The 14,760-nt window shown below is 61.0% G+C and carries 14 protein-coding genes; 4 read left to right on the plus strand and 10 right to left on the minus strand.

Annotated features, from left to right (window positions below; translation table 11 throughout):
- Nucleotide 1 precedes the first annotated feature (1 nt).
- Entirely contained in the window at nt 2-655 is a 654-nt protein-coding gene (locus HBNXHr_RS08395) for a hypothetical protein (RefSeq protein ID WP_275740908.1), read from the minus strand.
- 13 nt (nt 656-668) lie between these two features.
- Nucleotides 669-1,253 carry a response regulator transcription factor gene (locus HBNXHr_RS08400; protein ID WP_275736792.1) on the minus strand — a complete coding sequence of 195 codons (585 nt, stop codon included), beginning with the start codon at nt 1,251-1,253 and terminating at the stop codon, nt 669-671.
- A 145-nt stretch (nt 1,254-1,398) separates the two neighbouring features.
- On the opposite strand from HBNXHr_RS08400, the gene HBNXHr_RS08405 reads away from it, so the two are divergent.
- The gene (locus HBNXHr_RS08405; RefSeq protein ID WP_275881805.1) at nt 1,399-1,974 is read left to right on the plus strand and encodes an MBL fold metallo-hydrolase; all 576 of its coding nucleotides are present in this window, start codon (nt 1,399-1,401) and stop codon (nt 1,972-1,974) included.
- A gap of 21 nt (nt 1,975-1,995) precedes the next feature.
- On the opposite strand, the gene HBNXHr_RS08410 is transcribed toward HBNXHr_RS08405, so the two are convergent.
- Nucleotides 1,996-2,799 carry an ATPase gene (locus tag HBNXHr_RS08410; RefSeq protein WP_275736794.1) on the minus strand — a complete coding sequence of 268 codons (804 nt, stop codon included), beginning with the start codon at nt 2,797-2,799 and terminating at the stop codon, nt 1,996-1,998.
- Nucleotides 2,796-3,068, minus strand: coding sequence for a DUF5827 family protein (locus HBNXHr_RS08415; RefSeq protein WP_275736795.1), 273 nt, complete (start codon nt 3,066-3,068; stop codon nt 2,796-2,798). Before HBNXHr_RS08415 ends, HBNXHr_RS08410 begins: the two co-directional genes overlap by 4 nt.
- A gap of 118 nt (nt 3,069-3,186) precedes the next feature.
- Between HBNXHr_RS08415 and HBNXHr_RS08420 the strand changes: the two genes are divergently transcribed.
- Nucleotides 3,187-4,845: a histidine kinase N-terminal 7TM domain-containing protein gene (locus HBNXHr_RS08420; protein ID WP_275881806.1), complete on the plus strand. Its 1,659-nt coding sequence runs from the start codon at nt 3,187-3,189 to the stop codon at nt 4,843-4,845.
- A 76-nt stretch (nt 4,846-4,921) separates the two neighbouring features.
- Here HBNXHr_RS08420 and sod read toward each other — a convergent pair whose 3' ends face one another.
- Both sod and HBNXHr_RS08430 read right to left on the minus strand, forming a co-directional pair.
- A complete protein-coding gene (sod, locus tag HBNXHr_RS08425; RefSeq protein WP_275736797.1) occupies nt 4,922-5,533 on the minus strand; it encodes a superoxide dismutase in 612 nt (203 codons plus the stop codon).
- A gap of 220 nt (nt 5,534-5,753) precedes the next feature.
- Nucleotides 5,754-7,166, minus strand: a complete 1,413-nt coding sequence (locus tag HBNXHr_RS08430) for a deoxyribodipyrimidine photo-lyase (protein ID WP_275736798.1) — start codon at nt 7,164-7,166, stop codon at nt 5,754-5,756.
- Between the two features lie 112 nt (nt 7,167-7,278).
- On the opposite strand from HBNXHr_RS08430, the gene HBNXHr_RS08435 reads away from it, so the two are divergent.
- Nucleotides 7,279-8,061 carry an enoyl-CoA hydratase-related protein gene (locus tag HBNXHr_RS08435; protein ID WP_275881807.1) on the plus strand — a complete coding sequence of 261 codons (783 nt, stop codon included), beginning with the start codon at nt 7,279-7,281 and terminating at the stop codon, nt 8,059-8,061.
- Between the two features lie 112 nt (nt 8,062-8,173).
- On the opposite strand, the gene HBNXHr_RS08440 is transcribed toward HBNXHr_RS08435, so the two are convergent.
- The 4 genes from HBNXHr_RS08440 to HBNXHr_RS08455 form a co-directional block, all read right to left on the minus strand.
- The gene (locus tag HBNXHr_RS08440) at nt 8,174-8,452 is read right to left on the minus strand and encodes a UPF0058 family protein (RefSeq protein WP_275736800.1); all 279 of its coding nucleotides are present in this window, start codon (nt 8,450-8,452) and stop codon (nt 8,174-8,176) included.
- 158 nt (nt 8,453-8,610) lie between these two features.
- Nucleotides 8,611-8,826, minus strand: coding sequence for a ribbon-helix-helix domain-containing protein (locus HBNXHr_RS08445; RefSeq protein ID WP_015790599.1), 216 nt, complete (start codon nt 8,824-8,826; stop codon nt 8,611-8,613).
- 1,162 nt (nt 8,827-9,988) lie between these two features.
- Nucleotides 9,989-10,960, minus strand: a complete 972-nt coding sequence (locus HBNXHr_RS08450; RefSeq protein WP_275881808.1) for an aldo/keto reductase — start codon at nt 10,958-10,960, stop codon at nt 9,989-9,991.
- Nucleotides 10,961-11,272: 312 nt separating this feature from the next.
- Nucleotides 11,273-13,462, minus strand: coding sequence for an elongation factor EF-2 (locus HBNXHr_RS08455; RefSeq protein WP_275881809.1), 2,190 nt, complete (start codon nt 13,460-13,462; stop codon nt 11,273-11,275).
- A gap of 359 nt (nt 13,463-13,821) precedes the next feature.
- On the opposite strand from HBNXHr_RS08455, the gene HBNXHr_RS08460 reads away from it, so the two are divergent.
- Nucleotides 13,822-14,571: a DUF5781 family protein gene (locus HBNXHr_RS08460; RefSeq protein ID WP_275881810.1), complete on the plus strand. Its 750-nt coding sequence runs from the start codon at nt 13,822-13,824 to the stop codon at nt 14,569-14,571.
- Nucleotides 14,572-14,760: the final 189 nt, after the last annotated feature.

A 14,760-nucleotide genomic window follows, 5' to 3' on the forward strand; every position in this document is an offset into this window, starting at 1 on the left:
ATTACAGCTCGACCCATTCGCTCGGTTCGGCGGTCAGCCCACGGACGCGAGCTTCTCGCTTCCCGTCGGTTTCGCGGATCTCGATCATGCCGTCGAAGGCCTGCTTGATGACCTGGAGCGTCTGCTCGTCGTGTGCGCTGGCGTCGATCGTAAACAGACCGAGGTATTCGGCCGCCTCCAGTCGCGAAGAGAGAACGTGACAGAACTTGAACACCGTCTTGCGGTCGGTGTAGGTCAGCATCGTCGACAGCGAGGACAGCGCAAGCCGTCCCCGATCCGCCCCGCGGCCATGGAGGGCTTCGAGTCCTTCCGTGATCCCGATGCCGATGCCAGTCAGGTCGCCGGGCGAGCCCACGTGATGGACGAACGCATCGCCCGTCTCGGACTCGGTGGTCTGTTGATCGCCGGCACAGTCGATGACGCCGAGTTCGAACTCGTCGGTGCCGGCTCGATCGGCGAATTCGTCAATGACAGTCGTCGCTCGGTCCCCCGTCGAGACGATGATTGCCCCCTGATTGTCCGTGACGCCGTCCGCCAGAATATCGTAGGCCAGCCCCTGCTTGCCGGTCATCGCGGGACCGGTGATCAGAATGCTCGACCCGGGCCTAACAGCCTCGAGGGGCTCTACATCGAGTACTGATGAGAGGTCGTACATTGTCCCAGGTTGATCAGTGTTCGTCGCCATTGCTCAACTCCCGAAGCGTTGCGATGAAGTCCTCGTCGTCTTCGACGCCGCCCAGCGTGTCCGAGAGGTCATCGTTGAGAGCGTCGACACGCGAAGACAGTTGCTGATATTCCTCACTTTCGGCGAGTTCGGCGTGGCTCTTTGTCGCTTCTAGCGTCGCTTGCTTTTCGACCAGCGAGTAGTACTCCTGTAGTAGATCGTCATAGGTCGACCGTTCCAGCAGATTTGACACCGTCTCGTGGAGTTCGTTACTCCGGATCGGTTTGGTTAGATACGAGTCGAATCCCATCTCGAGGATATCGAAGTCGGGTTCGACGGCAGTCACCATCGCGACGCGACAGTTACTGTCGCTCTCCCGGATCCGTTCGAGTACCTCGTCGCCCGACAACCCCGGCATCATGCGGTCGAGCAACACCACGTCGACACTGTCGTCGAGACACTCGAGGGCTTCGGACCCGCTTTCGGCCATACGAACCTCGTACTCGTCCTGTAACCAGAGATTGTACGTCTCGGCGACGTCCGGCTCGTCTTCAACAATGAGGACGACTGGTGGTTCGGACCCTGACATCGGCCATCTATCTCGTGGTAATTACCTCCTGGTACATAGCCCTGTGGGTCTTGGTGGCCCGACCCGGATACGCTGACAAGTTCGGCATACCACTCCCGAATGACAACCCGAACGGCTCAAGCGTGTTGAGGGGCTTGCCACCCGTATGATCCGGAATCTGGCGACTGGCGTCGATGGCTTCACCAGCAACGTGTTTCTCGTGACCGGCGACCGAGATGTCCTCGTCGACGTCGGCAACGACTTCGATGTCGTGGCTCGCGTCCGTGAACACGTCGAGGACCTCGACGCCGTCGTCCTGACTCACACCCATCCCGACCACGTCGGTAACCTCGGGACAGTCACGGATGCCTTCGACGTCACTGTCGAAGGATACGACGTCGACGCGCCCGGCGTCGAACAAGCCATCGAAGACGGCGACGACATCGTCATGGGCGAGCACACTTACACGGCCCTACACACGCCCGGCCACAAAGACGACCACCTCTGTCTGTACGCGGCTGAACCAGCCATTCTCTTTGCAGGCGATCTGGTCTTTTCGAACGGCGGCTTCGGCCGGACGGATCTCGAAGAAGGCGATCGATCCGTCCTCGTCGAAAGTATCCAGCGTGTTTTAGAGACGGTCGGCGATGATCTTGACGTAATGTACGCCGGCCACGGCCGGAGCGTCCAGACTGACCCGTACCGCAACATCGAACTCGCCGCCCAGGCCGCCAGGTTCTGAGTCGCTCGTTCGACCCGCCACTCACTCGAAAGCTGTAGCCAGCAACGCATCGTAGGCGTGTTCGTACGCTTCGGCGACCACAACCGGGTCCTGTCGCTGGTCAGCCCCAAGGGCCGGCAACGTCACGGAAGCGACCGGATCGGTAAGGTCAGTCACCGCGGACACCCGCTCTTCGAGTTGGCCTTCCTTCGCTGACCCTGAAGCCACGCGACAGGCCTTCTCGTATCGGCTTCCCGGATAGATCCGAGCGCGGCGTGGTTCGACGACCGCGACGGCATCCGGCCGGAGATCCGACAGCGGCCGGGCGATGTTGCCGTAGGATTCGACGACGGCTCGATCGGCCGATTCGATCGTCTCGCGAATCGATTCCAACGCCGGGAGATGATGGCGCTGCATCACGCCGTTGAATTCCTGCAGCGAGTCGACGGCGACAGCCGCCGAAAGCGGCAAATTCTCGCGTGCAGACTCCGGCAGCTCGACGGTCCCGTTGACGACGTAGCGATCACCGATCCGATCGACCAGAAACTCCCGATCGGACTGGCCAAGCAAGCCAGACCCACCGCTCGGTTCCGGCCGCCAGAGGCGATGGATCGGGTTCAGTGATTCGGCCGAGCGCTCGCCTGGGCTCGCCGTGGCAAGTCGTCTGGCGTCCTTGCCATAGAGTCGTCCGTCTCCGACGGCCCGGTGATAGTCGTCGTGGTCGAACCAGTAGTCGTTCCCCGCGCGCGGTTTGAACCCCACCGCTCCAGTATGTTCGAGCAACCCAGTCGAGAACGTGGTCTTGCCCGCGTCGACGCGGTCGGCCCCGGCGACGAGCAGGTTCATGCGTCGGCGGCGAGTCCGTAATAGCCCGGTTCGGTATCGCCCGATGGCTCGGCAAAGACGAACGCATCGGCGTGGTTCAACACCCAGGGGATCGCCCAGTCCAGCAGGACGTTCTCGGTCTCGACGTCGAGTTCCGCGTCAGGATCGACGCCCTGTAACAAGCGCGCAATCTCGTAGATCGTGTACATCCTATCGGCCGCAAGAACCTCCTCGGGGTCACGAAACTCCAGGGGCCGCAGGTCATCGAAGTCAGCTCTCGGTCGTGGCATAGCTGCCCGTAGCGTCCGTCGGCGCCTAAATCCCTCGAAACACGGACCGATCCCGTAAACGAGTCCGCTCGAACCCAACGGTTCCGGTTTTATTAATGTGAGTGTGTAATATGTCAGCATGGACTCGTGGTTGGCCGTCTATCAGGCAGGACTCCTGGTCGCGATTGTCGTGTCGATCGTGGCGGCCAAGCTCGCGTGGCGACATCGCGACGAGCGTGGCGGGATGCCACTCACGGTTGTCCTCGCGGCGGAGATCGGGTGGGCCGTGGCTATTCTCGTCACGACTGTCTTTCCGGGGACGTCAATTGCGCTTGCGGCCAACAAGGCACTTCTGGCTGGCGTCGTCGTTCTGGTACCCGCACTGGTGGTGTTTGCCCTGGAGTACACCGGCCGCGAGTCGCTGGTCACCCGCCGGCTCCTCGGCGCGTTGTCTGTCGAGCCTGTGGTCTTCATGGCACTCGTCTGGACCAACGAAGCCCATGGGCTGGTCTGGAAGACGCTTCGCATCGACGGGACGGGGCCACGGGGGCTCGAAACGGTCAACGGCCCGCTGTTCGGCGTCCACACCGCCTATTCCTATCTCCTGCTGTCGGTCGCCGTGTTGCTGATCGTCGTGTTTGCGCTCCGATCACGATATTTTTACCAGCGACAGATCGCGGCCATCGTGCTCGCGACCCTCGTCCCCTGGGCGGCCAACGCCGTGTCACTGGCACTCGGACTGGAGTATGACCTCACGCCCATCGCTTTTACCGTCACCGGAGTCGCGTTCACCTGGGCAGTCGCCCGCGAGGAATTTCTCGACATCACGCCCATCGCGACCGAAGTGGTCTTCGACCGCATCGACACCGCCGTCGTCGTCGTGGACACCGCCGGCCGCGTCGTCGATATCAACGAGAGCGCTCGGGAGTTACTCGGCGTCAGTGATATCGTCGGCGAGTCGATCGATGAGTGTCTCGGGGCCGTTCCGGACGCCGTCTCCGTCTATGAGTCGATCACCGACGAGCACGAACCCAATACGCAGGACCTCACTGTCGGTGACCGCGCCGTCAGGATGGAGAGCTCGCCGCTGGTCGACCGCCGGGATGAAGTTGTCGGCTACGCGCTCATCATGGTCGATCTAACCGAGGAACGCGAGCGTGAGGCCACGCTAACGCGGCGAAACGAACAGCTCGACCGGTTTGTCGGGGTCGTCTCCCACGACTTGCGCAACCCGCTTCAGGTGGCCGCCGGCCGGCTCGAGCACGCGCGCCGAGAAGGAAAACCGGAACAGTTCGCGGCGGTCGAGCGCGCCCACAGCCGGATGGAGCGCCTCATCGAGGATCTGCTCACGCTCGCCAGACAAAACGAGGATCTCGACCCTGAGCAGGTCGAACTCGAGGTGGTCGCGAAGTCGGCGTGGTCCTACGTCGAGACGGGGGCAGCCACCCTCGAACTTGACGTCGAAGGCGTCACAGTCGAGGCCGACCCGGACCGGATGAGCCAGTTGTTCGAGAACCTCTTTCGGAACAGCATCGAACACGGCGGCGAGGACGTGACCGTCATCGTCGAGGGCTTACCTGCCCGTCGGGGATTCGCCGTCACGGACGACGGCCCCGGATTCGACAAGGCGGATCCCGAGAAAGTCTTCGAGGACGGCTACACGACGACCCGTGACGGCACCGGATTCGGCCTCTCCATCGTCGCGGAGATCGCCACTCAGCATGGCTGGGCTGTTTCGGCTATCGATGTCGAAGATGGCGCTCGTATCGAAGTCCTGACCGGCGAAGCCACTGCCTGACAGCACTCAGGCTGCCATAGTGGCGACCAGGGAAACGGAACGGGTGGCAAAAATCGTCGACACGACGGACTCGTCGTTACTCGAAGTGATCGACCGACTTCTGGTACTCTTCGGCGACCTTCTCCCAGTTGACGACCTCGAAGAAGGCGTCGATGAAGCTGCCGCGGTCCGGCCCGTAGTCGTAGTAGTAGGAGTGCTCCCAGACGTCCAGTGCCAGAATCGGGTGCGAGCCCCACAGCGCGCCGTTGTCGTGTTTGTCGACTGCGAGGTTCCGGAGTTGCTTGGCGACGGGATCGTACACCAAAAGCGCCCAGCCACCGGCGGCACCCGCAGCGGCCTCGAACTCCGCCTTCCAGGCGTCATAGGAGCCAAAGTCCTCCTCGATGCGCTCTAAGAGAGCGCCCTCGGGTTCGCCGCCACCGTTCGGGGACATGTTCTCCCAGAACAGCGTGTGCAGGTAGTGACCGGAGCCGTTGTGAGAGACGTTGCCCAGCGCGCCGCCGGTCGTGCCGTGATCGCCAGACGAGCGGTTCTCGGCAAGGGTCTCTTCGGCAGCGTCGAGTCCGTTCACGTAGCCCTGATGGTGGGTGTCGTGATGCCACTCCAGGACTTGCTCGGAAATGTGCGGTTCGAGGGCATCGTAATCGTACGGCAGGGACGGCAGTTCGGGGTTTGAACGTTCGGACATGTGAAATTCCTCCATGTTTTCTGATGATCGGGTTCCTGTTAAAGCTTTAGAAGAGGGATGGTACCGTGGCACAATGACCGACAGACTGCGTGCTGTTTGATCGAAATACCGGAGGGACACTGTCCCGATCGGCTCCGGGCTGTCGGTATATCTCCAGACGGGAAATTTCGGTCGGGGACAACAACTGAGTGCCAGATTCGGCTGCAGGGTCTCGGTTGTCTCACTCCTCGCCACGTGCGCGCTCGAACATCGTGAGTGCCTGCTCGCGACGGGCAGCGTGGTCGACGATTGGGGACGGATAGTCCGGGGCATGCATCTCGCGGGTACCGGGGTCGAGTTCGTGCCATGAGTGGATGGCATCTGCCGGCACGCCGTCGAGTTCGGGGACGTACTCCCGGATGTATTCGGCGTCGGGATCGTAGCGTTCACCCTGAGTCATCGGGTTAAAGATCCGGAAATACGGCTGGGCGTCAGTTCCGGTCGAGGCCGCCCACTGCCAGCCGCCGTTGTTGTTCGCCGTATCGTGATCGACCAGCATCTCCCGGAACCAGTCGTAGCCCTCCCGCCAGTCGATCAGGAGATCCTTCGTGAGAAACGACGCGACGATCATTCGGACGCGGTTGTGCATGTACGCCTCCGCCCGAAGTTGACGCATTCCAGCATCGACGATCGGATAGCCCGTCTCGCCGGCCTTCCAGGCTTGCAACCCCTCGGGATCCGTTCGCCACTCGACCGGGTTTTCGTACGACTTGAAATTCTCAGTGACCACCGACGGATTGAACCACAGCACCTGTGTGTAAAACTCCCGCCAGGCGAGCTGGGATTGGAACTCCGCGACCGACTCCCGGTCGTCTTCAGTGTCAGCACGCTCGTGGGCGGCCTCGGTGGCCGCATACACTGCGCGGATGCCGATCGTCCCGTACTTGAGGTGGTGTGAGAGGCGGGACGTGCAGTCCTCGGCCGGGTAGTCCCGCCGGTCTTCGTACCGATAGATATCCGCAGTACAGAACGATTCGAGGCGCTCGCGAGCGGCCGCCGGGGTCACGCGTGGGATCGACGCCGCCGGCTCGTCGACGCCAAGTTCCCCAAGCGTCGGGACGGGCGTCTCGTCGACCACGTCGGCAAGAACGTCGGACTCCGGCGGGTCAAGGGCGGCTGACTTCTCACGGTCGTGCCATTTCCGCCAGAAGTAGGTGAACACCTGATAGGGATCGCCGTCGTTGGTCCGGATCGTCCCCGGCTCGTGGAGGACGGCGTCATGAACAGCCGCCCGCCGGACGTTCGCGTCATCCAGTGCTTCTCGGACGGCAGCATCGCGGTTGCGCGCGAGAGGACTGTACTCACGGTTCCAGGAAACCGTTTCAGCGTCGTACCGTCCGGCAAGTTCCGGCAGTCGTTCGGTCGGATCTCCCTGGACGATGACGAGGTCGCTCCCACGGTCACGGTAAGCGTCTCGGAGTGCAACGATGGCGTCACGGAGGGCGGCCACGCGGGGCGGACCGGCGTGTTCGAGCACTGTCGGATCGAGCACGAACACACCCAGTACCGTCTCATCGTTCGTCTCGATCCCGTCGCCCGCGAGCCCGCGGTTGTCGGCGACCCGAAGATCTCGCCGATGCCAGTGGATGCGCATACGTGGGCGTGGGTCGGGACCTACGTCAATCCACGGACGTGTCCGCCCGCCAGTTTGACTCCCGGGAAGTCCCTGCGGTCACGCTTTTGGGCCCGCCACACGACGCTATCGTATGCGCAAGCCGGTCGAATGGACTCACACGGACGGCGTGGCAACGCTGACGATCACTGCCGCCGATTCGCGGAATACCCTCTCCCCGGACGTCGTCACGGCGGCCCACGACGCACTCGAAGACGCCAGTGGGGTCACCTGTCTCGTCGTCCGGGGTTCGGGCGAGACGTTTTGTGCCGGCGGCGATCTGGAAGGGGTCGTCGCGGGCGCACGTGGGGAGCTTTCCAAGGACGCGTTCATGGCTCGCCTTCGGCGAATCGACGCGCTGATCGAGCGCCTCTATGAGTTTCCGGCACCCACGATCGCCGCTGTCGACGGCCCGGCGTTCGGGGCTGGCGGCGCACTTGCGCTCGCGTGCGATCTCACCGTCGCGAGCGAAGACGGGTCGATCGGTTTTGGCTTCCACCGCCTCGGGTTGCCTGTCGGAGCCGGCGTCTCGGCACTTCTCCCGCACAACGTTGGCGAATCGACCGCTGCAGAACTGCTCTATACCGGCGAACTGCTCGACCCCGAACGCGCGAGCGATCTCGGGTTGTTCAGCCACGTGTTTCCGACGCCCGAGTTCGAAGCCCGTCTCGAAGCGATTATCGAAACGGTGGCATCCGGCCCGTCCGCAGCGGCTCACGAAACTGGCAAGTTACTTACAGAAAGAAGCTCCCCGGACTTACAAACGGCGATGGTTGCCGAACGCGCCGCCCGGCGGCGTCGGTTCGGGACGAGCGAGCACGTCGAAGGTGCGACCGCGTTTATCGATCAGCGGGAACCGGCGTTCGAAAACAGATGAATTGAGACGCCGGCCCAGCGATCACGCCACCGGAGCGAGTACAGCCAGGTCGAATAGCAACGATATCGAGAGCTCTCCGACCGGAATTAGCTCGGCGACTCGTCCTCGAACCTCAGAGCTTGCTTTCGGCGTCCTCAGCGAGTTCCTTCATCCGTTTACCGACACGGCCGGCGTCCGAGAACTCGTCTTCACTCATCGCGTTCGCCAGCGCATTGCCAAGGACGAACACAGCGTGTTTATGTTCGCTTTTCGACATATGAACGTCGGCCGGCGTGACGTCGAGTTCCTTGTAGGGATCGAAGAGTTCGCTGTTGACGCTTTCCTGCTGGTCGAAGTACTCCATGATCGTCACCATCTCCTCGTGAAGTTCGAGAAGTTCGTCTTTGTGCATTCCTACCGGTAGATTGTGGTGAGCACGGCATAAGGATTACCCGGGAATGACTACCAGACGCCATAGCCCCGCTACGTACACTCAGACCGGGGAGTTTCCATCAATACTGCCTTGCACGATGGACAGTCGCTCCTGAGAGATGGTTTCGGCCACCCGGATCAGAACACGTATTCGTCGTCGTGTCCCATCATTCCGTCTTCTTCCAGGCCCGGGTCCTCCTCGTCGTCGATCGGGCCGCTCGTTTTGTACGCCTTCAGTCCGGTCGAGAGGAGGTCTTCGATCGCCTCCTCGCGGTTGAGAAACTCACCCTCCTCGACGAGCTGAGCGATCTGCATCTCCAGATGATCCGGAATTGTGATCTCTACTTCTGGCATCGGAGTATCCGGGCTTCGACGGAGGGAGAGTTAAGCCTGACGGGCGAGGTCTCAGACGATCATCTCTCGGACGTTCACGAAATAATCGCTTACTAAAAGATTATCACTACCGAGTAAGCTAATCGAATAACTAATCAGATTGATAGGATAATGTAGATATACAATAAGGCCAGTTCTACAAACCTAGCTTGATAGGTTACCTTCTAAACTTTCACTCACCGAGGATTGTTTCGTGCATATGGTTGACATCCTGATAAGAGCCACCAACCGACGTATTGCAATTGCACTCGTACGAGAGCACGTCATCCAGTTTGCAAATATTCACTCGCGGGACCCACCCACGAATAGCGCCATCGGGTCGCTTGAATCGATCATCCTCGTCCGGTAGGTCTCTCACAAGGGGGCTATCGTGAAATTCTAATAGCACGTAATTTGCCGCCCCAGGATCAGTGTTGCAGCTATACGAATCGCCCCAGTCTACAATTTTGCCACTATCCCATCGAGATTCTCTATCGACATGGGCCGGCGAAGCGACGGCACGGAGCGGCACACCCCTATTCCAGTCGTAGCACCATTCGTCGTCGCCACCCCAGGGATGGACATATAGTTTGGTATTACCAGGTCCGTTTGAGATGAGCGCGACGTCGTCTCCCTCATCAAGGTTATCGTAGTCGGGCTTGTCGGCCGCAGCGGCTGTTCCGCTTGCTAACCCACCGATTGCAACTCCTATGGAAGCAACACCGATGCTCCGTAGCACTTCTCGCCTGGAAGGTCGGTTTTGGTACGCCATGCGAACAAGTGATGTTTAGTTAGGACTATCATATATGTCTTTCTATAATGTATTCATAATTATGTTTTTTGAATTTACTGATGAGTCGAAGATACTAGGCAGATTTCCATAATCTCATCGGCTAATCGGCGTCCATCGTCGCGAAAGAGATACAAAATCTCTTTGTGCGAAATCTGGTCCCTTGTCGAATGGTATTTGAAGGCACTATATCTTGATTTCCCCGAAAGACAGTTCAGGCTATTCCTATGACTTTCGTAGGCGAAATGGTCAAACTACTTAAACCGGATCTGGGTTTCGTATAGCCGCCGTGAGTAAAGCCTGTGACGACGATTCTGGGCTCGTTATTGTGAGTCCTTCCGTAAACTATGCCGCTCACTCGTGGCCGAAGACTTCGACCGGCTCGTAGGGTTCTTCGAGGTACTCAACGTCGGAGGCGCTGAGATCGACCTCTAGTGCCTCGACGGCATCTTCGAGATGCTCGATGCTTGAGGTCCCGACGATCGGCGCGTCGACGTGATCGTTCTGGAAGTGCCACGCGAGCGCGATCTGGGCCATCGTCACCCCGTAGTCGGCGGCGAGTTCCGCGACGCGATCGTTGATCTCCTCGCTCCCTGGCCCCTCGTGATAGGGCGTTCCGTAGTCGAGTTCGTGTTCGCCACGCGTCGTCGCTGTAAATTCGTCGTGCGGGCGCGTGAGATAGCCCGCCGCCAGCGGTGACCACGGTAAGACACCGATATCCTCCGTCTCGCAGACGGGGTACATCTCGCGTTCCTCCTCGCGATAGGTCAGGTGATAGAGGTTCTGCATCGTCTCGAAGCGGGCCAACCCTTCCCGGTCGCTGACGTGCAGCGCCTCCTGGAACTGGTGGGCCCACATCGAGGAGGCCCCGATGTGACGGACCTTCCCACGCCGAACCGTGTCGTCGAGCGCCCGCAGCGTCGTCTCGATCGGGGTGTCGTAATCCCAGCGATGGATCTGATAGAGATCTACGGTGTCCATGCCGAGCCGATCGAGACTGTGATCGAGTTCCTGCTCGATAGTCTCCCGGGAGAGTCCCTCGGCGTTGCGGTGCTCTTTTGCGCCCGAAAACCGGACCTTCGTCGCGACGACCTGCTCGTCTCGATCGTACTCTGCCAGTACATCCCCGAGAATCTCCTCGCTCTCGCCCGAAGAGTAGGTGTTTGCCGTGTCGAAGAAGTTCACGCCCAGGTCGATCGCCCGCTCGACGAGTTCCCGCCCTTCCTCCGCATCCAGCATCCAGTCGTCCTGACTCCCGAAGCTCATACAGCCCAGCGCGATCTTTGAGACCTCCATGCCGGTCGAACCGAGTGTCGTGTACTCCATGCCACCCGACACACGACGTCCGATGAAATATATCTGCCGGCGTGAACAGAGTGAGGTCCCGAGAAGAGACAACGGGATACAATCGGAAGGACTCTGAAATCAATGGAACGGAATCGTCGGCCTGCATACGACGGCGCTTGCGCCGTCGTTTCACCGTCAGAGCAGAGCTCTGACGAGCTCTCGTTCGCTGCCGCTCACGAGAACGCTGCGAGCGAGTCATTGACTCGCTCGCAGATGTTTTTGGTCCAGCTTTTTGCGAGGTGGGTTCGCGTGCGAACCCACCGAAGTAAAAAGGTGGAAACCAGGTCGTCTCTAGAAGTAATCGATCGCTTCGGGCAGTTCGGTCTTCATACCCTTGCGCTCGCGGATCTCCGTGATCTTTTCGGGCTGGAGATTGTCGGCCATGACGCGGAAGCCGGCGTTCTCCGTGTTCCAGGAGGCGCGACCCTCGGTCGCGCTCCGGATGTCGCTGGAGAAGCCGATCATCTCCTCGACGGGCGCGATGCCCTCGACGACCATGAGGTCGCCTTCCTGGTACATGTCGTCGACGCGGCCACGCCGACCCTGGATCTCGCCGCTGGCTGCGCCCATGTGTTCGTTGGGCACGTCGATGCGGACGTCCTGAATCGGTTCGAGCAGGCGGATACCGCCGTCGATCAGGGCGTTGTGGATCGCCTGACGGACGGCGGGGATGACCTGTGCCGGGCCGCGGTGGATGGCGTCCTCGTGGAGTCGGGCATCGTGGAGGCGAATGAGCGAGCCCTGGACCGGCTCAGCAGCGAGCGGCCCGTCGTTGAGGGCCTCCTCCATCCCTTCGAGGACGAGTTCCATCGTCTCGTTGAGGTGCTGGATCCCCTTCGTGTCGTCGATAATGACGTTCGTCCCGTGGATGTGCTCGACGTTCTGAGAGGTGTCCTTGTCCATGCCGGCTTCCTGTAGCGCCTCGCGGCGTTCGAGTTCGGGCATGTCCATCGAAGCCTCGCCGAGCTGGATCGCGTCGACGATGTCCTCATCGAGCGGTTGGACCGTGATGTAGAAGCGGTTGTGGCGGTTCGGCGAAATGCCCTCGACCTCGCGGCTGGACTCCTGGGGTGCCTCCCGGAAGACGACGATCGGTTCGCCGGTCGTGATCGGAATGCCCTGGTTGCGCTCGATGCGCTGGGTGACGACTTCGAGGTGGAGTTCTCCCTGCCCGGAGATGAGGTGCTCGCCGGTGTCCTCGTTGATCTCGATCTCGATCGTCGGGTCCTCCTTGGAGACCTGCTGGAGTGTTTCGATAAGCTTCGGCAGGTCGTCCATGCGCTGGGCCTCGACGCTCTTGGTGATGACCGGCTCCGAGATGTGCTCGATGGACTCGAAGGGCGTCATCTCGACGCTGGAAACGGTCGAGCCGGCGATCGCGTCCTTGAGGCCGGTGACGGCAGCGATGTTGCCGGCAGGGACCGACTCGACTTCCTCGCGCTCGCCGCCCATGTAGACCCCGACACTCTGGACGCGGTTTTTGCCCGCAGTCCCGGAGACGTACAGCTCCTGTCCTTCTTCGATCGTCCCGGAGAAGACACGACCGGCGGCGACTTCGCCGGCGTGGGGATCGACGCCGATGTCGGTAACCATCAGGACGAGTTCGCCATCTTCGTCGACCAGTTGCATCTGCTCGGCGACATCGCTGTCGGCGTCGCCACGCCAGATACGCGGAATACGACGGGGCTGGGCGTCGATCGGGTTCGGGAAGTGCTCACACACCATGTCGAGCACGACGTCGCTGAGCGGCGTCCGCTCGTGGAGCTCCTGGCGCTTGTCCGCGCGCTCGAGCTCCATGATCTCGCCGAAGTCCATCCCGGTACGCTGCATCGAGGGCATCGAGACGCCCCACTTGTACAGCGCCGAGCCGAAGCCGACGGTGCCCTCCTCGACGGAGACCGTCCAGTCCTCGTCGATGTCGTCCATCTCCTCGGTCATCCCGCGGATGAGTTCGTTCACGTCGCGGATGACCGAAACGAGTCGCTCTTGCATCTCCTCGGGTCCTTCCTGAAGTTCCGAGATGAGGCGGTCGACCTTGTTGATGAACAGCGTCGGCTTGACACCCTCACGGAGCGCCTGTCGGAGAACCGTCTCAGTCTGGGGCATCGCTCCTTCGACGGCGTCGACGACCACCAGCGCGCCGTCGACGGCACGCATTGCGCGGGTGACGTCCCCGCCGAAGTCGACGTGGCCGGGTGTGTCGATGAGGTTGATGAGGTGGTTGGTCCCCTCGTACTCGTGGGTCATCGAAACGTTCGCCGCGTCGATGGTGATCCCGCGCTCTTGTTCGTCCTCCTCGGTGTCCATCGCGAGTTGCTCTCCGGCGGTTTCGTCGGAGATCATACCCGCACCAGCGAGGAGATTGTCAGTCAACGTCGTCTTACCGTGGTCGACGTGAGCAGCGATGGCAATATTCCGGATGTGCTCCGGTTTGTCCATCAGTGTCTCACATTCCTGTACGATTTTCTTACGTCGGCCCATGATATGGGTTTCTACCGGTAGGCGTGGTAAAAGGGTAGTGTTTCCAAGTGGGTGCGACAGAGTGGAGCACCCACTTGGAAGCTCGAAAGGGAGCGACTGAATAGGAGCGATCTTTCGGTGTTTCCGCGTGAAGCGTGTCAAAGACACGCGAACGCGGAAGCTCGTCAGGGAACGAGCGGAGAGAGTGGACTGACGGTGTGTCCGTGTGAGCGTGCGATTCGCAAGCGAACACGGAAGTATGAGGCAGGGATCGAGGTATCGCCTAGCAGCGCACAAAATGACTACCGGACACGCCCGGGGACAGCGTATCAACCGCTACCCGAAGAATCTTACGGCACGAGAGCATGTCACTTACCCACATGAAATTGCAGGTCGATGGATCGGGGCCGGCGGAACCGTTTCTCGGGGCACGGGATCTCTTTCAAACCGAACACGATCTCGCACGGCCGGTCACGGTCCGAATACGCGAAGATCCGGACGAGCGAACGCGGGTCAGTCACGACGCAGCCGGCCACTGCCTGACGATTTCTCGACAGGCAGCAACGAGTGCCATGGCGCGTGAACTCGCGCTTCACGAGTTCGGGCACATGCACCACGCCGAAGCGCGCCACCCATCCCATACGCTCTCGACGGAGGAGGCGATCCTCCTGGCGTTGTCGGGCCAGAGTGTCGAACGCCGGACACTGTCGCAGTGTTATCAGATCGCCAATCACGCGCGGGACATCTACGCCGACGACATCTGGATCGACGTCGCACCGGCCGAAAAGCTAGTGGACTTCCTCGAGGCCAGTCTTGCCGCTGCGGTGGCAGATCGGCCGGACGGGCCGACAGCCTGGGATCGGGTGTCAGGCGGGGCAGATCCGGACATCACAGCAGTCAACGCCGCGTTCGCGCTTGCGATCGTCGAACGTCACGGACTCGTCGATACCGATCACCGACTGTACGACCTGGCACACGCCGCCGCTACCGACGCGCCACAGCTCGGTGTCAACGAGTTCCGGGAGCGCTTTCGGACGCTCGCCCGGGATCCGACCGAAAGTGAGTTCCGAGGAGAGTTGGTCGAACTCACCCGCACGTATGCAAGTCGGACCATGCCTGCGGGGGATTGAGACAAGCCGCTGGCGTGAGTGCTATATCGGTTGACGTACTGCCGGAGCGGCCCCAGCGGGGCCATCATCTCGTCGTTCTTGGGTCGAAAGGAGTGGATCGAGACAACCAATGACGTCAGTATCTCCGTGATAGTGTCACGCTGGGCTGCATACTTTTATACGCTCTCACCGACAAATAGGGGTACTAAC

This window comes from Halorhabdus sp. BNX81, assembly GCF_029229925.1.
Lineage (GTDB): Archaea > Halobacteriota > Halobacteria > Halobacteriales > Haloarculaceae > Halorhabdus.

Coding starts and splice junctions, on each gene's coding strand:
- HBNXHr_RS08395 (WP_275740908.1), bottom strand. CDS start 655: ATGTACGACCTCTCATCAGTACTCGATGTAGAGCCCCTCGAGGCTGTT.
- HBNXHr_RS08410 (WP_275736794.1), bottom strand. CDS start 2,799: ATGAACCTGCTCGTCGCCGGGGCCGACCGCGTCGACGCGGGCAAGACC.
- sod (WP_275736797.1), bottom strand. CDS start 5,533: ATGTCCGAACGTTCAAACCCCGAACTGCCGTCCCTGCCGTACGATTAC.
- HBNXHr_RS08435 (WP_275881807.1), top strand. CDS start 7,279: ATGCGCAAGCCGGTCGAATGGACTCACACGGACGGCGTGGCAACGCTG.
- HBNXHr_RS08415 (WP_275736795.1), bottom strand. CDS start 3,068: ATGCCACGACCGAGAGCTGACTTCGATGACCTGCGGCCCCTGGAGTTT.
- HBNXHr_RS08430 (WP_275736798.1), bottom strand. CDS start 7,166: ATGCGCATCCACTGGCATCGGCGAGATCTTCGGGTCGCCGACAACCGC.
- HBNXHr_RS08445 (WP_015790599.1), bottom strand. CDS start 8,826: ATGCCAGAAGTAGAGATCACAATTCCGGATCATCTGGAGATGCAGATC.
- HBNXHr_RS08405 (WP_275881805.1), top strand. CDS start 1,399: ATGATCCGGAATCTGGCGACTGGCGTCGATGGCTTCACCAGCAACGTG.
- HBNXHr_RS08400 (WP_275736792.1), bottom strand. CDS start 1,253: ATGTCAGGGTCCGAACCACCAGTCGTCCTCATTGTTGAAGACGAGCCG.
- HBNXHr_RS08460 (WP_275881810.1), top strand. CDS start 13,822: ATGAAATTGCAGGTCGATGGATCGGGGCCGGCGGAACCGTTTCTCGGG.
- HBNXHr_RS08420 (WP_275881806.1), top strand. CDS start 3,187: ATGGACTCGTGGTTGGCCGTCTATCAGGCAGGACTCCTGGTCGCGATT.
- HBNXHr_RS08455 (WP_275881809.1), bottom strand. CDS start 13,462: ATGGGCCGACGTAAGAAAATCGTACAGGAATGTGAGACACTGATGGAC.
- HBNXHr_RS08440 (WP_275736800.1), bottom strand. CDS start 8,452: ATGCACAAAGACGAACTTCTCGAACTTCACGAGGAGATGGTGACGATC.
- HBNXHr_RS08450 (WP_275881808.1), bottom strand. CDS start 10,960: ATGGAGTACACGACACTCGGTTCGACCGGCATGGAGGTCTCAAAGATC.